General features: G+C 61.0%; 20 protein-coding genes. 2 read left to right on the forward strand and 18 right to left on the reverse strand.

The genetic code is table 11. The annotated features are described in order from the left end of the window. The first annotated feature begins 9 nt into the window (after positions 1-9). Together ACJ8OK_RS16030 and ACJ8OK_RS16035 are read left to right on the forward strand one after the other, a co-directional pair. The gene (locus tag ACJ8OK_RS16030) at positions 10-1,035 is read left to right on the forward strand and encodes a M4 family metallopeptidase (RefSeq protein ID WP_015378772.1); all 1,026 of its coding nucleotides are present in this window, start codon (positions 10-12) and stop codon (positions 1,033-1,035) included. Then, positions 1,035-1,376, forward strand: coding sequence for a protealysin inhibitor emfourin (locus ACJ8OK_RS16035; RefSeq protein ID WP_099982485.1), 342 nt, complete (start codon positions 1,035-1,037; stop codon positions 1,374-1,376). Before ACJ8OK_RS16030 ends, ACJ8OK_RS16035 begins: the two co-directional genes overlap by 1 nt. A 4-nt stretch (positions 1,377-1,380) precedes the next feature. Here the strand turns inward: ACJ8OK_RS16035 and ACJ8OK_RS16040 are convergent, their stop codons facing one another. The 18 genes from ACJ8OK_RS16040 to iscA form a co-directional block, all read right to left on the reverse strand. Beyond that, the gene (locus ACJ8OK_RS16040) at positions 1,381-1,602 is read right to left on the reverse strand and encodes a zinc ribbon domain-containing protein (RefSeq protein WP_004941446.1); all 222 of its coding nucleotides are present in this window, start codon (positions 1,600-1,602) and stop codon (positions 1,381-1,383) included. A gap of 13 nt (positions 1,603-1,615) precedes the next feature. Next, positions 1,616-2,572: an AEC family transporter gene (locus ACJ8OK_RS16045; RefSeq protein ID WP_044030671.1), complete on the reverse strand. Its 957-nt coding sequence runs from the start codon at positions 2,570-2,572 to the stop codon at positions 1,616-1,618. A 98-nt stretch (positions 2,573-2,670) separates the two neighbouring features. Then, positions 2,671-4,161: a ribosome biogenesis GTPase Der gene (gene der, locus ACJ8OK_RS16050; protein WP_004941442.1), complete on the reverse strand. Its 1,491-nt coding sequence runs from the start codon at positions 4,159-4,161 to the stop codon at positions 2,671-2,673. A gap of 131 nt (positions 4,162-4,292) precedes the next feature. Continuing rightward, positions 4,293-5,474, reverse strand: a complete 1,182-nt coding sequence (gene bamB, locus ACJ8OK_RS16055; protein ID WP_442530686.1) for an outer membrane protein assembly factor BamB — start codon at positions 5,472-5,474, stop codon at positions 4,293-4,295. An 11-nt stretch (positions 5,475-5,485) separates the two neighbouring features. Then, the gene (locus ACJ8OK_RS16060; protein ID WP_082997540.1) at positions 5,486-6,106 is read right to left on the reverse strand and encodes a YfgM family protein; all 621 of its coding nucleotides are present in this window, start codon (positions 6,104-6,106) and stop codon (positions 5,486-5,488) included. Between the two features lie 13 nt (positions 6,107-6,119). After that, positions 6,120-7,394 (reverse strand): histidine--tRNA ligase, encoded by a 1,275-nt coding sequence (gene hisS, locus ACJ8OK_RS16065; protein ID WP_004941437.1) that lies wholly within the window; start codon positions 7,392-7,394, stop codon positions 6,120-6,122. Between the two features lie 139 nt (positions 7,395-7,533). Further along, positions 7,534-8,655, reverse strand: coding sequence for a flavodoxin-dependent (E)-4-hydroxy-3-methylbut-2-enyl-diphosphate synthase (gene ispG / locus ACJ8OK_RS16070; RefSeq protein ID WP_004941434.1), 1,122 nt, complete (start codon positions 8,653-8,655; stop codon positions 7,534-7,536). A 47-nt stretch (positions 8,656-8,702) separates the two neighbouring features. Next, entirely contained in the window at positions 8,703-9,677 is a 975-nt protein-coding gene (gene rodZ, locus ACJ8OK_RS16075; protein ID WP_004941432.1) for a cytoskeleton protein RodZ, read from the reverse strand. Continuing rightward, positions 9,667-10,416: a type IV pilus biogenesis/stability protein PilW gene (gene pilW / locus ACJ8OK_RS16080; protein ID WP_015378776.1), complete on the reverse strand. Its 750-nt coding sequence runs from the start codon at positions 10,414-10,416 to the stop codon at positions 9,667-9,669. The genes rodZ and pilW overlap by 11 nt, the downstream gene beginning before the upstream one ends. A gap of 98 nt (positions 10,417-10,514) precedes the next feature. Continuing rightward, positions 10,515-11,711: a bifunctional tRNA (adenosine(37)-C2)-methyltransferase TrmG/ribosomal RNA large subunit methyltransferase RlmN gene (locus tag ACJ8OK_RS16085; protein ID WP_004941426.1), complete on the reverse strand. Its 1,197-nt coding sequence runs from the start codon at positions 11,709-11,711 to the stop codon at positions 10,515-10,517. Between the two features lie 232 nt (positions 11,712-11,943). Next, complete coding sequence (gene ndk, locus ACJ8OK_RS16090) at positions 11,944-12,369, reverse strand: nucleoside-diphosphate kinase (protein WP_004941424.1); 426 nt, start codon at positions 12,367-12,369, stop codon at positions 11,944-11,946. A 162-nt stretch (positions 12,370-12,531) separates the two neighbouring features. Further along, positions 12,532-13,362: an enhanced serine sensitivity protein SseB gene (gene sseB, locus ACJ8OK_RS16095; RefSeq protein ID WP_015378777.1), complete on the reverse strand. Its 831-nt coding sequence runs from the start codon at positions 13,360-13,362 to the stop codon at positions 12,532-12,534. Between the two features lie 88 nt (positions 13,363-13,450). Further along, positions 13,451-14,746, reverse strand: coding sequence for an aminopeptidase PepB (pepB, locus tag ACJ8OK_RS16100; protein ID WP_213929513.1), 1,296 nt, complete (start codon positions 14,744-14,746; stop codon positions 13,451-13,453). 83 nt (positions 14,747-14,829) lie between these two features. After that, the gene (iscX, locus tag ACJ8OK_RS16105) at positions 14,830-15,030 is read right to left on the reverse strand and encodes a Fe-S cluster assembly protein IscX (protein ID WP_006327336.1); all 201 of its coding nucleotides are present in this window, start codon (positions 15,028-15,030) and stop codon (positions 14,830-14,832) included. Positions 15,031-15,062: 32 nt separating this feature from the next. Next, positions 15,063-15,398 carry an ISC system 2Fe-2S type ferredoxin gene (fdx, locus tag ACJ8OK_RS16110; RefSeq protein ID WP_004941417.1) on the reverse strand — a complete coding sequence of 112 codons (336 nt, stop codon included), beginning with the start codon at positions 15,396-15,398 and terminating at the stop codon, positions 15,063-15,065. A gap of 2 nt (positions 15,399-15,400) precedes the next feature. Next, a complete protein-coding gene (gene hscA, locus ACJ8OK_RS16115; RefSeq protein WP_082997539.1) occupies positions 15,401-17,251 on the reverse strand; it encodes a Fe-S protein assembly chaperone HscA in 1,851 nt (616 codons plus the stop codon). Between the two features lie 32 nt (positions 17,252-17,283). Beyond that, a complete protein-coding gene (hscB, locus tag ACJ8OK_RS16120; RefSeq protein ID WP_004941412.1) occupies positions 17,284-17,805 on the reverse strand; it encodes a co-chaperone HscB in 522 nt (173 codons plus the stop codon). Between the two features lie 62 nt (positions 17,806-17,867). Next, positions 17,868-18,191: an iron-sulfur cluster assembly protein IscA gene (gene iscA, locus ACJ8OK_RS16125; protein ID WP_004941410.1), complete on the reverse strand. Its 324-nt coding sequence runs from the start codon at positions 18,189-18,191 to the stop codon at positions 17,868-17,870. Between the last annotated feature and the right edge of the window lie 17 nt (positions 18,192-18,208).

Below are 18,208 nucleotides of genomic sequence, written 5' to 3' on the forward strand. Positions count from 1 at the left end.
AGAGCCACTATGCCAGCCCAGCGCATGCGTTCCGTCATTCCTCCCTACATGCTGCGCCGCATCATTGAACACGGCAATGCCCCGCAGCGCGACTGCGCGCTGCACACTCTGAACCACGTGCAAAGCCTGCTCGGCAACAAGCCGCTGCGTTCACCGACCGAGAAAAACGCGCGAGCCGGCGAAGCGCTCCGCGATATCTACGACGCCCAGAACGGCACCCAACTGCCCGGCAAACAGGTGCGTAAAGAGGGCCAGCCCAGCAACCACGATGTGGCGGTGGACGAAGCCTACGACTACCTCGGCGTCACCTACGATTTCTTCTGGCAGGCCTACCGCCGCAACTCACTGGATAACCAGGGGCTGCCGCTGGTCGGCAGCGTACACTACGGCAAGGAGTACCAGAACGCTTTCTGGAACGGCCAGCAGATGGTGTTCGGCGACGGCGACGGCGAGATTTTCAACCGTTTCACCATCGCCATCGACGTAGTCGGCCACGAGCTGGCGCACGGCGTGACCGAGAGCGAAGCCGGGCTGATCTACTACCAGCAGTCCGGCGCGCTCAACGAATCGCTGTCCGACGTGTTCGGTTCGCTGGTCAAGCAGTTCCACCTGCAGCAAACCGCCGATAAAGCCGACTGGCTGATCGGCGCCGGGCTGCTCGCCAAGGGCATCAAAGGCAAAGGGCTGCGCTCGATGTCGGCGCCCGGCACCGCCTACGATGACCCGCTGCTGGGTAAAGACCCGCAGCCCGCCAGCATGAAGGATTATATCCAGACCAAGGAAGACAACGGCGGCGTGCACCTCAACTCCGGCATCCCCAACCGCGCCTTCTACCTGGCGGCGACGGCGCTCGGCGGCTTTGCCTGGGAGAAAGCCGGCTACGTCTGGTATGACACGGTATGCGACAAAGCGCTGCCGCAAAATGCCGATTTCGCCACCTTCGCCCGCGCCACGGTGAAACATGCGCAAGCGCGTTTCGACCAGAGCGTGGCGGACAAGGTGCAGCAAGCCTGGCATCAGGTGGGGGTGGAATAATGAAACCGCTGCCGACGCTCAATCAGGATACGGTCATTGAGCTGGCGCGCGAGGGAGGCTTCGCCTACATTCCCAAGCTGGCGGGCCAGCGCCGCATCGCGCTGGCCGATATCACGCCGGAGCAGCGGCAGCGCCTGAATCAGCTGCTGAACCAGACGCTGCCCTTTGCGCAGGAAGAAGGCCAGCCCAACTCCCCCGGCTGCGGCGACCAACGCTACTATCGCATACAGATCGACTACACCAGCCCCACCCTGAGCACCGAGATCGTGCTGTTAATCCCGGAAAGCAGCGCGCCGCAGGCGCTGGTGGATCTGTGGAAAACCGGCCAGGTGGATGAGTGAGGGCTTACAGCGGCTGATAGCTGAAATTCACCCGCTTTTTGGAGATCAGCCCGTGCCCGTTCTGGCACAGGTAATCCACCGCCCCGCAGGCTTTCAATTCTTGCAGCGGCTGCCCGCACTCCGGGCAGCTCGCCAGCTGCCGATAATCGCGCTGACAGGCGGCACAATGGTAGTGACCCGCTACCCAATTCATGGTCTGACGACAGTGCGGACAGTGCGCGTCCATAACGACTCCCAGGTTAAATCGCGCCCCATGAGCGCAAAAAATAGATCCCCAACGCGGTGGTGAAGAACGATCCGACGGTGGTGATGGCAATAATGTTGGCCGCCAGCGTGGCGTTGCCGCCCATGGCGCGCGTCATCACATAGCTGCCCGAAGCGGTCGGCGTGGCGGAAAACAGGAAGATAATGCCCAGCGCCGCCCCCTGAAACCCGCACAGCCAGCCGGCCAGCGTCATCAGGCACGGCACCAGAAACAGCTTGGCCGCCGACGACAGCGCCGCCACGTTGGACGAACGGAACATGGCGCGAAAATCCAGGCTGGCGCCGGTGCACAGCAGCGCCAGCGGCAGCGACAGCGCGGAGATATAGCTGCCGGTCTGGCGGATCACGGTCGGGATGCCCAGCCCGGTTTGCGCATACAGCAACCCGCACACCAGGCCGATGATCAACGGATTGGTGACGATGCTGCGCAGCAGCGACAGGTGGCTGATTTTCTTGCCCTGCCCGCCCTGCAGGCTGCGCGTAAGGGTGATGACCGACAGTATGTTGAACAGGATCACCGTCACCGTCAGGTACAACGAGGCGAGCGCAATGCCTTCGCTGCCGTAGGCGGTCATGGCGTAGGCCAGGCCGACGATGGCGGTATTGGCGCGGAAGCCGCCCTGCACGAATACCCCACGCTCACGCGGTTCTTTCACCAACCACCTGGCCGCCAGCTCCAAAAGCAGGAAGGTCGCCAGCGTGCCGACCGCGCCGAACAGCACCAGCGGCAGGTTGCCGAGCAGCTGCGGATGGTTGGTGGCGATGCTGAAAAACAGCAGGCACGGCAGCGCCAGATTGAACACCAGGCGGGTCGCACCGTCGACAAAGCGGTCATCCATCAGGCGCCAATGGCGCAGCAGGATCCCCAGCAGCATCATCAGCAGATTCGGCACGGTGACGTTAAACGCAAAACTCCAGGTTTCCCAGGACATGGTGTTCCTTCAGGCAGGCGAGGTAATCTTCAGATAATAAAACGATTTCGGGCCAATAAAAAAGGGCGCGGCATCACTGCCGCGCCCCTCATGAGCGATTACTTGCTCTTTTTCAGGTGGCTCATCAGGCGCTTGCGCTTGCGCATCTGGGTCGGCGTCAGCAGGTTGCGTTTGCCGGCGAACGGGTTGTCACCCTCTTTGAACTGGATGCGGATCGGCGTCCCCATCACATTCAGCGAGCGGCGGAAGTAGTTCATCAAATAGCGTTTATACGAATCGGCCAGATCGCTGACCTGGTTGCCGTGGATCACCACGATCGGCGGGTTGTAACCGCCGGCATGGGCATATTTCAGCTTCACGCGGCGGCCGCGCACCAACGGCGGCTGGTGATCGTCAACCGCCATCTGCATGATTTTGGTCAGCATCGAGGTGTTTACGCGGCGGGTTGCGCACTCGTAGGCTTCCTGTACCGACTCGAACAGGTTGCCGACGCCGCTGCCGTGCAGGGCGGAAATAAAGTGCACGCGCGCGAAGTCGACGAAGCCCAGACGCAGATCGAGCATCTCTTTCACGTGCTCGCGATCTTCTTCGCTCATGCCGTCCCACTTGTTGACCGCAATCACCAGTGAGCGCCCACTATTGAGGATAAAGCCGAGCAGCGAGAGATCCTGATCGGAAATGCCTTCACGCGCGTCGATCACCAGCAGCACCACGTTGGCGTCTTCAATCGCCTGCAGGGTCTTGATCACCGAGAATTTTTCGACGGTTTCGGTCACCTTGCCGCGTTTGCGCACCCCGGCGGTGTCGATCAGCACGTACTCGCGTTCGTCGCGCACCATCGGAATGTAGATGCTGTCGCGGGTGGTGCCCGGCATGTCGTACACCACCACGCGCTCCTCGCCGAGGATGCGGTTAGTGAGCGTAGACTTACCGACGTTCGGGCGGCCGACGATCGCCAGCTTGATCGGCAGATCCTGCGGATTGAACGCTTCTTCCGGCTCTTCGTCTTCTTCGCCTTCCAGCGTTTCACCGTTTTGCTCGGCCCAGTAAGCGGCGTTGGCCTCTTCCTCGGTCAGCTCGACGTCTTCCGGTTTTTCCGGCACGAACGGCACCAGCACGTGTTCGATCAGCTGGGTCACGCCGCGGCCGTGAGAAGCGGCGATAGCGAACACTTCACCCAGGCCGAGCGAATAGAAATCGGCGGTGGCGGTGTCCGGATCCAGACCGTCGGTTTTGTTGGCTACCAGGAAGGTCGCCTTCTGGCGGCTGCGCAGGTGCTGGGCAATGCCCTGATCCGCCGGCATCAGGCCGGCGCGGGCGTCGACCATGAACAGCACGATGTCCGCTTCTTCGATCGCCAGCAGCGACTGACCGGCCATGCGCGTTTCGACGCCGTCTTCGGTGCCGTCGATGCCGCCGGTATCGACGATGATGAATTCATTGCCTTCGATTTCAGCACGACCATACTTGCGGTCACGCGTCAGCCCCGGGAAATCCGCCACCAGCGCATCACGCGTATGGGTTAAACGGTTGAACAAGGTGGATTTACCCACATTCGGGCGCCCGACCAGCGCGACGACAGGTATCATTGTTGAAGCCTCATTACTTAATAATCAATGCGTTACTGCACTGTGGATAGACACCAGCGGTGCAGCTTATAAAAATACGAAACGGCCCCTGAACATTCAGGAGCCGTTTTCAAGCCATGCGACGAGCGGCGTTAGCGGGTGAAAGCGTAAACTTTCCCACCGCGAGCCTGGATGATCAGCTTGTCGCTGGCCACCATCGGCGCAGACAGGAAGCCGGAGCTGTCCACTTCCTGCTGGGCGACAAAACGGCCATCGGTGGTGTTGATCCAGTGCAGATAACCTTCGGCGTCACCGGTCACCAGATAACCATTATACATCACCGGCAGCGTCAGGTTACGGTGCAGCAGATCGCTCTGCGTCCACACGGTCACGCCGCCTTCGGTGCTGAGCGCCACTACGCGGTCGTTCTGATCGATCAGGTAGATGCGGCCCGCGTCGACGATGAAATCATTCACCGAACCCAGCTCGCGTTTCCAGATAATCTGGCCGGAACGCAGATCCAGCGCCGTCAGGTTGCCGTTGTAACCCAGCGCGTAGACCACGCCGTCAACGATCACCGGCGTGGTGTCCACGTCGTTCAGACGATCGATTTCGGTCGCGCCGCTCGGCTGAGAAATACGCTGTTGCCAGATAATCTGGCCCTGCTGCATCAGCACCGCACTGACGCGGCCGTTGTCACCGCCGACGATGGCGGCGCCAAAAGCGACGGCCGGCGCGGATTCACCACGCAGCGACAGCGAAGGCATGTCCAGGTTAACCGTCCACTTCACCGCGCCGTCGGCTTCGTTCAGCGCCTGCAACATGCCGTTGGAGGTGTGCACCAACACCATGCCGTCGCTGACAACCGGACGGGAGATCGCTTCGCCGGCCACTTTGGTCTGCCAGGCGATGGCGCCGTCGGCGGTGTTCAATGCGTAAACCACCGCTTTTTCGCTGCCGACGTAAACCTTGTCGCCCGCGACCGTCAGGCCGCCCGACAGCAGCGCAGACAGGTTGCTGGAGAAGAAACCGGTCTTCTCGGAGAGATTGACCTTCCACTTCTCGTTACCGCTGTCGGCGTCCATCGCTTTCACGATGCCGAAGCGATCGGCGGCGTAAATGGTGCTGTCCTGATAGGCCGGACGCAGGTGGGAGTAATACTCACCGATACCGTCGCCCACCGAGGTGCTCCACGCCTTGCTCGGCGTAAACTGATTTTCAACTTTCGGCAACGGCGACATGGTAACCACGTCTTCTTCGCTGTTAAACAGCGAGCAACCACTCAGCAAGGCAGCGGAAACCAGTCCGACCAAGAGTGTTTTACGCAATTGCATGGGAATTCCCCTTAGCTGGACAAGTTATTCAATTTCATGCGCAGCAGAACCTGCAGCGCCTGAGAAGCATTGGACTCAATGCCTTTGCTGTAAGCTTCGCGCGCGCCCTTGGCGTCGCCCTTGGCCAGCAATACATCGCCGCGCACATCCTGCATCATCGCCGCCCAGCCTTCGCCTTTCACGCCATCCAGCGTTTTCAGCGCTTCATCCAGCTTTTTCTCCTGCAGCTGGACGCGCGCCAGACGCAGGTTGATCATCGCCAACAGGTTGTCGTCTTTGGTCTGGCCCTGCGCCAGCGCCAGCTGCTGCTGCGCCTTGGCGAAATCATTCTGTTCGACAAAGTGCTTGGCCAACTGCAGCGCGGCCAATACGCCGTAGCTGTTGCCGTTGGCCTGGACAAATTTCTCCGCGGCAGCCACGTCATCCGGCTTGCCGGCCGCCAGACGATCGCTGGCTTCCTGATAGGATTGCGATGCCGCCATCATGTTGGAGTTTTCATGGCTCTGCCAATAACGCCAGCCAACCAGGGCACCAATTCCGAGCACCACGCCCACCGCCAGCGCTTTGCCGTTCTCGGCAAAGAACCGACGCAGTGCGTCGACTTGTTCGTTTTCAGTGGTATAGACTTCCACGGTGTCCTTCTCCTTAACCTAACATCAAAGCCAGACGCGCAGCGACTTCGCTTTGCGCCAGCGTTTCTTGTTCACCACTGCGCAGGTCTTTCACCACCACCTGCTGCGCCGCCACTTCGCTCTCACCCAGGATCAGCGCGATGCGCGCGCCCCATTTGTCCGCACGGGTGATCTGCTTCTTGAAGTTGCCGCCGCCGTAATTGGTCATCAGCTTCAGCTGCGGCGCCGCGTCGCGCACCTGTTCAGCCAGCCGCATCGCCGCACTCTGGGTGCCCGCGCCGGAAGAAATGACGTACACGTCGATAGCCGACGGCGCCTTGAATTCCGGGTTGACCGCCTGCACCAGCAGCACCAGACGCTCAAGGCCCATGGCGAAACCGACCGCCGGGGTGGCGCGGCCACCCAGTTGCTCGACCAGGCCGTCGTAACGGCCGCCCGCGCAGACGGTGCCCTGCGCGCCCAGGCTGGTGGTCACCCACTCAAACACGGTGCGGTTGTAGTAATCCAGACCGCGCACCAGGCGCTCGTTAACGGTATATGGGATACCTGCCTGCGCCAAAAGTTCACACAGACCGGCGAAGTGAGCACGGGATTCTTCATCCAGGTACTCGGACAGGCGCGGCGCGTCGTTCAGCAGCGCCTGCACCTCAGGATTCTTGGAGTCCAGCACGCGCAGCGGGTTGCTGTACATGCGGCGTTTGCAGTCTTCGTCCAGCACCTCGACGTGCTGCTCCAGGAACGCCACCAGCGCGTCGCGGTAGTTGGCGCGCGCCTCCAGCGAACCGATGGAGTTCAGCTCCAGCGTGACGTGCTCGGCGATGCCCAGCGCTTTCCACCAGCGGGCGGTCAGCAGGATCAGCTCGGCGTCGATATCCGGGCCTTGCAGGCCGAACACTTCCGCGCCCAGCTGATGGAACTGACGGTAACGTCCCTTCTGCGGGCGCTCGTAGCGGAACATCGGGCCGATGTACCACAGACGCTGTTCCTGATTGTACAGCAGACCATGTTCGATGCCGGCGCGCACGCAGCCAGCCGTCCCTTCCGGACGCAGCGTCAGGCTTTCGCCGTTGCGGTCTTCGAAGGTATACATCTCTTTTTCCACGACGTCGGTCACTTCGCCGATCGCGCGTTTGAATAACGGGGTCTGCTCTACAATCGGCAACCGGATTTCGCTGTAACCGTAGCCGCCCAGCACCTGCTTGAGGGTGCCTTCAATACGCTGCCATAATGCCGTTTCTTCCGGCAGGTAGTCGTTCATGCCGCGAATGGCTTGAATGTTCTTTGCCACGTGAGTTCTCTGTCCGTTGTCTGTAAAAATGAACCCGATTATAGGGACTTTGCCGCCCGGTATTCAACGCGGATGCGGTTTTCTGCCCTTCAGGTTCATAAACAAGCGGGCCAACAGGCCCGCCGTGTAGCGATAACGCTTATTTTTCCAGCAGGTTGACCGTGATGCGTTTGCTTTCGTCCATCATCGCGGCCTTGGCGCGAATTTTCGCTTCCAGCTGGTCGATCATCTGTTCGTTGTCGAAACGCTCTTTCTGGCGCACGCCGTCTTCATAGAAGCCGCTCTTCTTGTGGCCGCCGGTTACGCCCATGGTGGACACCAGCGCTTCGCCCGGGCCGTTCACCACGCAGCCGATGATCGAAACGTCCATCGGCGTGATGATGTCTTCCAGGCGCTGCTCCAGCGCGTTCACCGTGCCGATCACGTCGAACTCCTGACGCGAGCAGGTCGGGCAGGCGATGAAGTTGATGCCGCGCGCGCGGATGCGCAGCGACTTCAGGATGTCGAAACCGACCTTCACCTCTTCGACCGGATCCGCCGCCAGCGAGATGCGCAGGGTATCGCCGATGCCTTCAGACAGCAGCATACCCAGGCCGATGGCCGATTTGACCGACCCGCTGCGCGCGCCGCCGGCTTCGGTGATGCCCAGGTGCAGCGGCTGATCGATGCGCGACGCCAGCAAGCGGTAGGATTGCACCGCCAGGAACACGTCCGACGCCTTGACGCTGACCTTAAACTGGTCGAAGTTGAGGCGATCGAGGATGTCCACGTGGCGCATGGCGGATTCCAGCAGCGCTTCCGGCGTAGGTTCGCCGTACTTTTCCTGCAGGTCCTTTTCCAGCGAGCCGCCGTTGACGCCGATGCGAATCGGGATGTTCTTGTCACGGGCGCAGTCCACCACCGAGCGAATGCGCGATTCGTTGCCGATGTTGCCCGGGTTGATGCGCAGGCAGTCTACGCCATATTCGGCCACCTGCAGTGCGATGCGATAATCGAAGTGGATATCGGCGACCAGCGGCACGTTGACCTGCTGCTTGATCAGTTTGAACGCCTCGGCGGCGTCCATGGTTGGAACCGAAACGCGGACGATGTCGACGCCCACGCGCTCCAGCGCTTTGATCTGATTAACCGTTGCTTCAACATCGGTGGTACGGGTGTTGGTCATCGACTGCACGGCAATCGGCGCGCCATCACCAATAGGCACCTTGCCGACGTAAATGCGTGTAGATTTTCGACGGTTGATGGGCGCTTGGTTATGCATTACTTACTCTCCATTGCTGCTCTGACATCACGACCGGTGCCGCGCGATTACTGCGCGGCGACGGTCAGGCGAGCAACACGGTTTGACTTAACGAACCGGCTTAAATCAACCGGTTTACCCTGATACTGGATCTGAACTGCCGCCGGCGCGCCGATGGTCAGTTTATACGGCGCAGTGCCGGTCAGGTTCAGCTTGCCGCCTTGCTTCTGGGTGCCGCTGAACAGCGTTTTACCGCTCGCGTCAGTCACCTGCAGCCAGCAGTCGGCGGAGAAATCCATCACCAGCGCGTTCGGATCGGCCGCCGGCGCAGCCACGCCCGCATCGGCGGTCGGCAACGGCGCTTGCGCCGCCGGCGCGGTTTCCGGCAGGGTGGTCTGGCTTGGCGACACCACGGCAGGCTGCTGCTGAGCCGCGCTCGGCGCCTGGGCGGTCGCCGCCGGCGCCTGAGCCGCTGCGCCGGTATCGGCCGGCGCGGCGCTGTTGTCGGTCAACGGCACGTTGGTGCCGGCGTCGGCATTGCCGTCGGTCAGCGGCACGGACTGCCCTTCGTTATTCTGTGAAAGCTGCGCCGAGGATTGATCGGCCATGGTGGCGATCTCTTCCTGCTGCGCCTTGTGGTTTTGCCACCACCAGGCGCCGGTCAGGCCGATCACCACGAACACGATAAGCCAGGTGAAGCTCATCAGCCAGCCGTCGCGTTTCTTGCGACGCTTGCCCAGCGAGAAACTTTGCATCGGCGCCACTTTCGCCATCTTCAACGGCGCCTGCTTGGCCAACATCGGCAGCAGTTCGTCTTCCGGCAGATGCACCAGCTTGGCGTAGGAACGGATGTAGCCGCGCACGAAGGTGGACGCGAGGTCAGCGGACACGCTGTCTTCCTCGATATCGCGCACGGTGGACATTTTGAGACACAGGCGTTCTGCAACGGTCTGTTGGCTCAGCCCGAGTTGCTCACGGGCCTGACGCAGGCGCTGGCCCGTCGTCATGGATACGGTTTTATCTTGGGAGGCTTCAGTATTCATTAGCTAAGAACTGCTGGTACTGTTTGGATTGTGGAAAACTTCGCGCTAGCTGCTTGCCATAGCGTTGAACGCTATCCTGGCGGCCGGCTAACGCGGCGAAACGAATCTGTAACCATAAGCTGCTGGCGCTGGCCGGCAGAACATGCTGATAAACATCCAATAAAAGTTGCGACTGGGCGCGCTTCCCTTCTCCAAATTGCTTTTCGGCCTCCGCCAGCAGCGGAGCGCCTTTGTCCGGATCGACTTTTAGCGCGCGGCTCAACAGCGTGCGCGCTTCGTCGTTTTGTCCGGCCTTGAGAAAACAGTAACCTGCGTTTTCCAGGCTGTCGGCGACCTGGCCATAATCGGGCGCCAGCGCCGCAGCGCTAAACTGCTGTTGCGCCGGTACATACTGCCCTAAACCGCAAAGAAACGCACCGTAATTATTCAGTACGGTGCCATTGCCCGGCGCAAGTTTGAGCGCTTGCCGATAACGCTGTTCGGCCTCGGCGTTTTCACCGCTGCGCTGCGCGTAGAGCGCCATGCCCAACTGCGTGCGATAATCCTGCGGGGCCGCGTCCAGCGCCTTCTCCAGGTTCTGGCGCGCCGCGTCCATGTCGCCTTGCTGCAGGTACTCCAGGCCCAGCTGCAGGCGCGTCTGGCCCGCCTCAGAGACCTGTGCTTCCTTTTCCGGCGCTGAACCGGAACACCCGGCCAACAACCCGGCCGCCAGCCACATACCCCACAGTTTCAGCTTCATGCCCGCATTCATTTCCTTATCGGCCGTCAGCTAACGCCCGCCAGCGACACGCTTTCGCATAACAGGCTGTTAGATAACAAAAAATGGTGCTATAGGATTCAGACCGCCCGTACGTTGATAGGTTCCCCGGCCATTTTCTTCTTCAGGGTACGCTTGGTACGGTCGATCACTTCACCCGCCAGTTGCCCGCAGGCGGCGTCGATATCGTCACCACGGGTTTTACGAACAATAGTCGTAAAGCCGTATTCCATCAACACCTTGGAGAAACGATCCACCCGGCTGTTGGAGCTGCGGCCGTACGGAGCGCCCGGGAACGGGTTCCATGGGATCAGGTTGATCTTGCACGGCGTGTCTTTCAGCACTTCCGCCAGCTGATGCGCGTCGTCGGTGCTGTCGTTGATATGATCCAGCATCACGTACTCGACGGTGACGCGGCCCTGGTTGGCGTTGGATTTCTCCAGGTAGCGACGCACCGCGGACAGGAAGGTCTCGATGTTGTACTTGCGGTTGATCGGCACGATCTCATCGCGGATGGTGTCGTTCGGCGCGTGCAGCGAAATGGCCAGCGCCACGTCGATCATGTCGCCCAGCTTGTCCAGCGCCGGCACCACGCCGGAGGTAGACAGGGTCACGCGGCGTTTGGACAGGCCAAAGCCGAAATCGTCCAGCATGATTTCCATCGCCGGCACCACGTTGTTCAGGTTGAGCAGCGGCTCGCCCATGCCCATCATCACCACGTTGGTGATCGGGCGTTGGCCGGTCACCTTCAGCGCGCCGATGATCTTCGCCGCGCGCCACACCTGGCCGATGATTTCCGACACGCGCAGGTTGCGGTTGAAGCCCTGCTGCGCCGTCGAACAGAATTTGCACTCCAGCGCGCAGCCTACCTGCGAGGAGACGCACAGCGTCGCGCGGTCGGCTTCCGGGATATACACGGTTTCGACCTGCTGATCGCCCACCTTGATCGCCCACTTGATGGTGCCGTCGGCCGAACGCTGTTCTTCCGCCACTTCCGGCGCGCGGATTTCCGCCACGCGCTGCAGCTTGCCGCGCAGGACTTTGTTGATGTCGGTCATCTGCTCAAAATCGTCGCAGCAGTAGTGGTAAATCCACTTCATCACCTGATCGGCGCGGAACGGTTTTTCGCCCATTTCGGCGAAGAACTCGCGCATTTGCTGGCGGTTCAGGTCCAGCAGGTTGATTTTGGCCGCAGCCGGTTGCTCCACGTTAACGGAGGGGGTAGTCAGCGAATTATTTTCAGACACGGTGTGCTCGGACGTGATGGGTTCTAACATAATGATCTCTGGCCTCGTTATTACACGTTATGGCGCTAAAGAATGGAAAGTAAGTTGTGCATTTCAGCCCGCATGATTCGGGTGGCGGCACTAAAAACACGCCCCTGACAAGTCGTCTTATCAGGGGCGCGGCATTGTACAAATTTTAGTAGCGGGTTTCTATGGCTGAAAGGCATTCAGGGCATTTTTATTGTTTCAGCCGGTGAATCCCTAGTTATCAGCAACGGCACGATTAACGTGCGCAGATTTCGCTTTCGTTGAAGAAGTAAGCGATTTCACGCTGTGCGGATTCAACGGAGTCGGAACCGTGAACGGCGTTAGCGGTGAAGCTGTCCGCGTAGTCGGCGCGCAGGGTGCCGGCCAGTGCGTTGTCCGGGTTGGTTGCGCCCATGATGTCGCGGTTGCGCTGCACGGCGTTTTCAGATTCCAGAACCTGCACCATGATTGGGCCGGAGGTCATGAACTCAACCAGACCGTCGAAGAATGGGCGGCCTTTGTGCTCAGCGTAGAAGCCTTCAGCTTGCTCGCGAGTCAGACGCAGCATTTTAGCGGCGATGATTTTGAAACCGGCGCGCTCGAAACGCGCGTAGATAGCGCCGATGTCGTTGTTGGCTACAGCGTTTGGTTTAACGATGGAAAAGGTACGTTCTACGGTCATGATGGCCTCTGTATGACTTCCAAAACAGGCCGGTCTGCAATGTTGCCGGCCTTCTCAAGTGGCGCAGATTATATGTGCGCCGTTAACGCTTGCCTACGGGAAAATCAACATTTCATTAAAAAAATATGATCTTCATTCGCCACTTTCAGCGGCACGCCGACGTTATTGGGTCTTGTCGGTAGACGGGATCACATTGCGCAGCCAACTGCCCCAGCGGCGCTGATAAAACGGCTGCGTATGGGCGATCAGGTAGTGGCTGATGCCCCGCTCTTTCTCCGATACCAGGCAGAAATCCACCGGTTCGTCATTCGGCGCCGTTTCGCTGGCGACGCTGCCGGCCTCGTTGATCAACGCCTCGATCTCCGCCGGCTCGGCATCCACTTCCAGCCCGATCAGCAGATTCGGCTTCTCGTCCGCCGCCTGGTCGTGCATCAGCGCCAGAAACGCGCGGCGCACCGGCTTGCGCTGGCTGAACAGCGTGGTCAGCGCATCCACCATCGCCGACGGATACTCTTCGGGCTGCCCCAGCAGGATTTGGGTCTCTTTGTCGACGTAATGCTCCACCGGTTTGACAACGCCGCCGGTCGCCAGCAGCATCGCCACCTCTTCCGGGTAGAACTCTTTGCCGTATTCCGCCTTCGGGTTGAGGAACAGATCCGCGCCCTGGGTGATTTCAAACAGCACCCGCGCCGGCATGGCGATGAACGGCTGTTCATCCTCAACGGCCTTCTGCAGCGCTTCCAGCGAGGTGAAGAACGGAATAATGCTGCCGCCGTCCTGTTTTTCCCAATGCTGGATATTGACCGGCGTATCCGCATTCAGCGTGATGTCGCCGTCCTGCTGCACCTGCTCGCTGTCGCCGAGGATCAGCACCGTGGCCTCGAGCAGTTCACGGAAGAACGCCGGGCGGTGGGCCGGCTCCGTCACCGCCAGCTTCAGCAGGCGTTCAAGTTCGTTCTCGCTCGGGGCGGCATCGTGATGATGGGCACTCATGGCAAACTCCAAGATCAAATAGCGAGGCCCAGCATGCTGGGCCCCGAAGATAATGCGCATTCTAGCGCCCGACGCGGCGGGCGTTCAATTATTTGGCTTTGCTCAGCAACAGATTGGCCAGGGTGCGCACGCCCAAACCGGTCGCGCCGGCCGACCACTGATCCACCGCGCCTTTGCGGTAGGTGGCGGAGCAGTCGATGTGCAGCCAGCCCTGTTGGTAATTCTTGACGAAGTGCGACAGGAAGGCCGCCGCGGTGCTGGCGCCGGCGGTATAGGCCGGGCCGGCCACGTTGTTCAGCTCGGCGAAGTTGGACGGCAGCTGGCTGCGGTGGAACTCGGCCAGCGGCAGACGCCAGAACGGCTCGTGCTCGGCGGCGGCGCTGCTCAGCAGTTCCTGCGCCAGCGCATCGTCGAAGCTGAACAGCGCGTGGTAGTCGTTGCCTACCGCCGTTTTCGCCGCGCCGGTCAGGGTGGCGCAGTCGATAATCAGCTGCGGGTTCTGCTCAGAAGCGTCGATCAGGCCGTCGGCCAGCACCAGGCGCCCTTCCGCATCGGTGTTCATCACCTCAACGGTTTTGCCGTTGCGGTAGCGAATGATGTCACCCAGTTTGAAGGCGTTGCCGCTGACCATGTTGTCGGCGCAGCACAGGTACAGCTTCACGCGCTGCTTCAGGCCGCGCGCCGCCGCCAGCGCCAGCGCGCCGGTGATAGTGGCCGCGCCGCCCATGTCGGATTTCATCGAATCCATAAAGGCGCTCTGCTTCAGGCTGTAGCCGCCGCTGTCGAAGGTGATGCCCTTGCCGACCAGGCATGCGAACACCGGCGCGTCCGGGTTGCCGGTCGGGTTGAAGTCCAACGCCAGCAGCACCGGCGGGCGCTCGGAGCCGCGGCCGACGGTGTGGATGCCGGCATAGTTCTGCTCGCGCAGATCTTCGCCCTTGGTGATGCGGTAGCTGACGGCATCGCAGCCGACGTCGCACATCAGATCGACGGCGCGGGTCGCCAATTGCTCCGGCCCCAGCTCTTCCGCCGGCATGTTGATGGTGTCGCGCACCCAGTCGACGATCTTCAGGCGCTTATCCAGTTCCTGACGCGCGGCTTCCGGCAGCTCGGCCCATTCGACGTTGCGCTGCCCTTTCGGCCCGCGATAGCCTTGCCAGAACGCCCAGCTGTTTTCCAAATCCCAACCGTCGCCGGCCAGCTTGACGTTTTTGATGCCCTGGCCATCAATTTTGCGGCCCGCGCGCTGGATCGTGCCCAGCTTGTCGGCGCCGGTCAGGTGAATGGTCATCCCTTCGCCGTTGGTGCTCAGCAGCGCTTTCTCGCCCCAGCGGGCGTCGGCAGGTTGTTGCGACAGCGTGACCTGCATGAATTCTGTTGTCATAGCCTTCTTACTCCGGATTATTCTTTTATTAATCTTGTCGGATACAAAATAAACGGGCCGCCCATGGCAGCCCGTTACGCTATTTACTCCGCTTCATCTAACCAGACCAGCAGGATCGCTTCCAGTATTTTTTCGTTGGAAGCCTGCGGATCGTCATCGAACTCTTCCAGATCGCAGATCCACTGATGCATGTCGGTAAAACGCACGGTTTTCGGATCGGTATCCGGGTATTGGTCGTACAGGGCTTCGCCGATTTCACGGCTGTCGGTCCACTTCAGTCCCATTATGATCTCCGGGTTGACGCTGCGGCTAACAATTAATGCTCACGCGCGTGGTTGACGGTGTAGCGCGGCATTTCGACCACCAGATCTTCGTCGGCGACCAGCGCCTGGCAGCTCAGACGGCTTTCCGGCTCCAGCCCCCAGGCTTTGTCCAGCATGTCGTCTTCCAGCTCGCTGCTCTCTTCCAGCGAATCGAAGCCTTCACGCACGATGCAGTGACAGGTGGTGCAGGCGCAGGATTTCTCGCAGGCGTGCTCGATTTCAATGCCGTTGCGCAGCGCAACGTTGAGGATCGACTCCCCTTTTTCGGCTTCCAGAACCGCCCCTTCCGGGCAAAGATCTTGATGGGGCAGGAAAACAATTTTAGGCATGGTTAAACCTCATCCACAGAATGGCCAGCCAGCGCGCGGCGAATGGAAGCGTCCATGCGGCGCGCGGCAAAATCTTGCGTTTGTGCATCTAATGTTTTGATGGCGTCTTCGATAGCGGCGGGATCTTCACCCTGCGCCGCCTGCTGCAACGCCTGGGTCGCGGCGGCGATCGCCTGGCTTTCCGCCTCGCTCAGCAGCGCGGCGTCGGTGGCCAGCGCGCCCTGCAGGCTTTCCAGAACCCGCGCGGCTTCCACGCGTTGCTCCGCCAGCTTGCGCGCGCCTACGTCGCTTTGCGCATTGGCCATCGAATCCTTGATCATGCCGGCGATTTCACTGTCCGACAGGCCATACGACGGCTTGACCTGGATCGAGGCTTCCACACCGGTGGATTTCTCCATCGCGGTGACGCTCAGCAGGCCGTCGGCATCCACCTGGAAGGTGACGCGAATGTGCGCGCCCCCGGCAGGCAATGGCGGCAGGCCGCGCAGCGTGAAGCGCGCCAGCGAACGGCAATCCTGCACCAGCTCGCGCTCGCCCTGCAGCACGTGGATCATCATCGCGCTCTGGCCATCTTTAAAGGTGGTGAACTCCTGCGCGCGCGCCACCGGAATGGTGGTGTTGCGCGGGATCACTTTCTCCACCAGGCCGCCCATGGTTTCGAGGCCCAGCGACAGCGGGATCACATCCAGCAGCAGCATGTCGCTGTCCGGTTTGTTGCCCACCAGGATGTCGGCCTGGATCGCGGCGCCGATGGCGACCACTTTATCCGGATCGATCGCCGTCAGCGGCGTGCGGCCGAAGAAGGCGCCCACTTGCTCACGCACCAACGGCACGCGGGTGGAACCGCCGACCATCACCACTTCCAGCACCTCGTCGGCGGCGACGCCGGCGTCTTTCAGCGCCCGGCGGCAGGCCATCAGCGTGCGTTTCACCAACGGGGCGATCAGCGCTTCAAACTGGGCGCGAGACACCTCGCCCTGCCAGCCGGCCACCTCGACGCGCACGCTGTCGGCATCGCTCAACGCGATTTTGGCGGCGATGGCGGCATCCAGCAGTTGACGCTGCACGCCGTGGTCGCTGCGATCGGCCACGCCGGCCTGCTCGCGCAGCCAGTCGGCCAACAGATGATCGAAGTCGTCGCCGCCCAGCGCGGAATCGCCGCCGGTCGCCAGCACTTCGAACACGCCGCGGCTGAGGCGCAGAATGGAGATATCAAAGGTGCCGCCGCCCAGATCGTAAACCGCGATCACCCCTTCCTGGCCGGAATCCAGCCCGTAGGCGATCGCCGCCGCGGTCGGTTCGTTCAACAGGCGCAGAACGTGCAAGCCGGCCAGACGCGCTGCGTCTTTGGTGCCCTGACGCTGCGCGTCGTCGAAGTAGGCGGGAACGGTGATCACCACGCCATCCAGCTCGCCTTCCAGCGCCGCTTGCGCGCGCGCGGACAGGGCCCGCAGGATATCGGCGGAAACGCCGACCGGATTAACCGGGCCGGCGGCGGTGACGATCAGCGGCAGGCCGTTGTCGCTGGCCTGAAATTGATACGGCAGGTTCGGGTAACGTTGCTGCACGTCCGCCAACGAGCGGCCCATCATGCGTTTGATGGAGCTGACGGTATTGGCCGGATCCTGCGCCGCCTGTTGGCGCGCCTCCCAGCCGACGCGCTGCGCGTCCGCCTGATAATGCACCACCGAAGGCAGCAAATGGCGCCCCTGTTCGTCGGCCAGCGTTTCCGCCTGCCCGCTGCGCACCGTGGCGACCAACGAGTTGGTGGTGCCTAAGTCGATGCCGGCGGCCAAGCGTCGCTGGTGCGGCGCGGCGCTGAGGCCAGGCTCACTAATTTGTAATAAGGCCATGTTGAAGCTTCCACAATCAGAATCAGAAGGTGTTACTCAAAACCCAGCAGTTTTTCTTCGAGTTGTTCAACCTGTTGCTGGAGTTTGTCCAAAAAGCGCAGCTTGCGCACGGTGTCGGCGGCGTCCGCCCACTGCTCACTGTCCAACTGCTGCAGCATCAGCGCGCTGCGCTGTTTGATGGAGACGGCCAGCCGCGCGCCGAAATCGGCCAGCAGGCTTTCCGCCTCCGGCTTGCGCTCAATGGCGTCGAGCTCTTCGCGCAGTTCCAGCTGTTCCATCAGGAACGCGGTGTCGCGCATCGTATGCTGTTCGTTGCCCAGATCGAAGCCGTGCAAAGATAGCATATACTCCGCGCGTTTTAACGGGTGCTTCAGCGCCTGGTAGGCTTCGTTGATGGTCGCCGCCTGCTGCAACGCCATCAGGCGTTCGCGCTCCGGCTGGTTGGCGAAACGATCGGGGTGGAATTGGCGTTGCAGATCCTGGAAGCGGGACGCAAGCAGGCTGCCGTCCACGGTGTAGCGAACTGGCAGCCCGAATAAAGTAAAGTAATCCATAGCGTGCTCTGGGCGTTAGCGGATGAAGTTCCCCCGCCGAAACGGGGGAGCACGATGGACTGTCAGACGTTGAAACTCTCGCCGCAGCCGCACTCGCTTGAGACGTTCGGGTTGTTGAACTTGAAGCCTTCGTTCAGGCCTTCCTTAACGAAATCAAGCTCGGTGCCGTCAAGGTAGACCAGGCTCTTGCCGTCGATGATCACCTTGATGCCTTTGTCTTCAAATACGATGTCGTCATCGTTGGCTTCGTCAACAAATTCCAGCACGTACGCCATCCCGGAGCAGCCGGAAGTTCGCACTCCCAGACGCAGGCCGAGACCTTTGCCGCGGTTCGTCAAAAACGCCTGAACACGCTGCGCAGCGCTGTCGCTCATGGTAATAGACATCACAACCTCACACTTCA

This window comes from Serratia sp. CY71090, assembly GCF_052166845.1.
GTDB classification, from domain to species: Bacteria; Pseudomonadota; Gammaproteobacteria; order Enterobacterales; family Enterobacteriaceae; genus Serratia; species Serratia nematodiphila.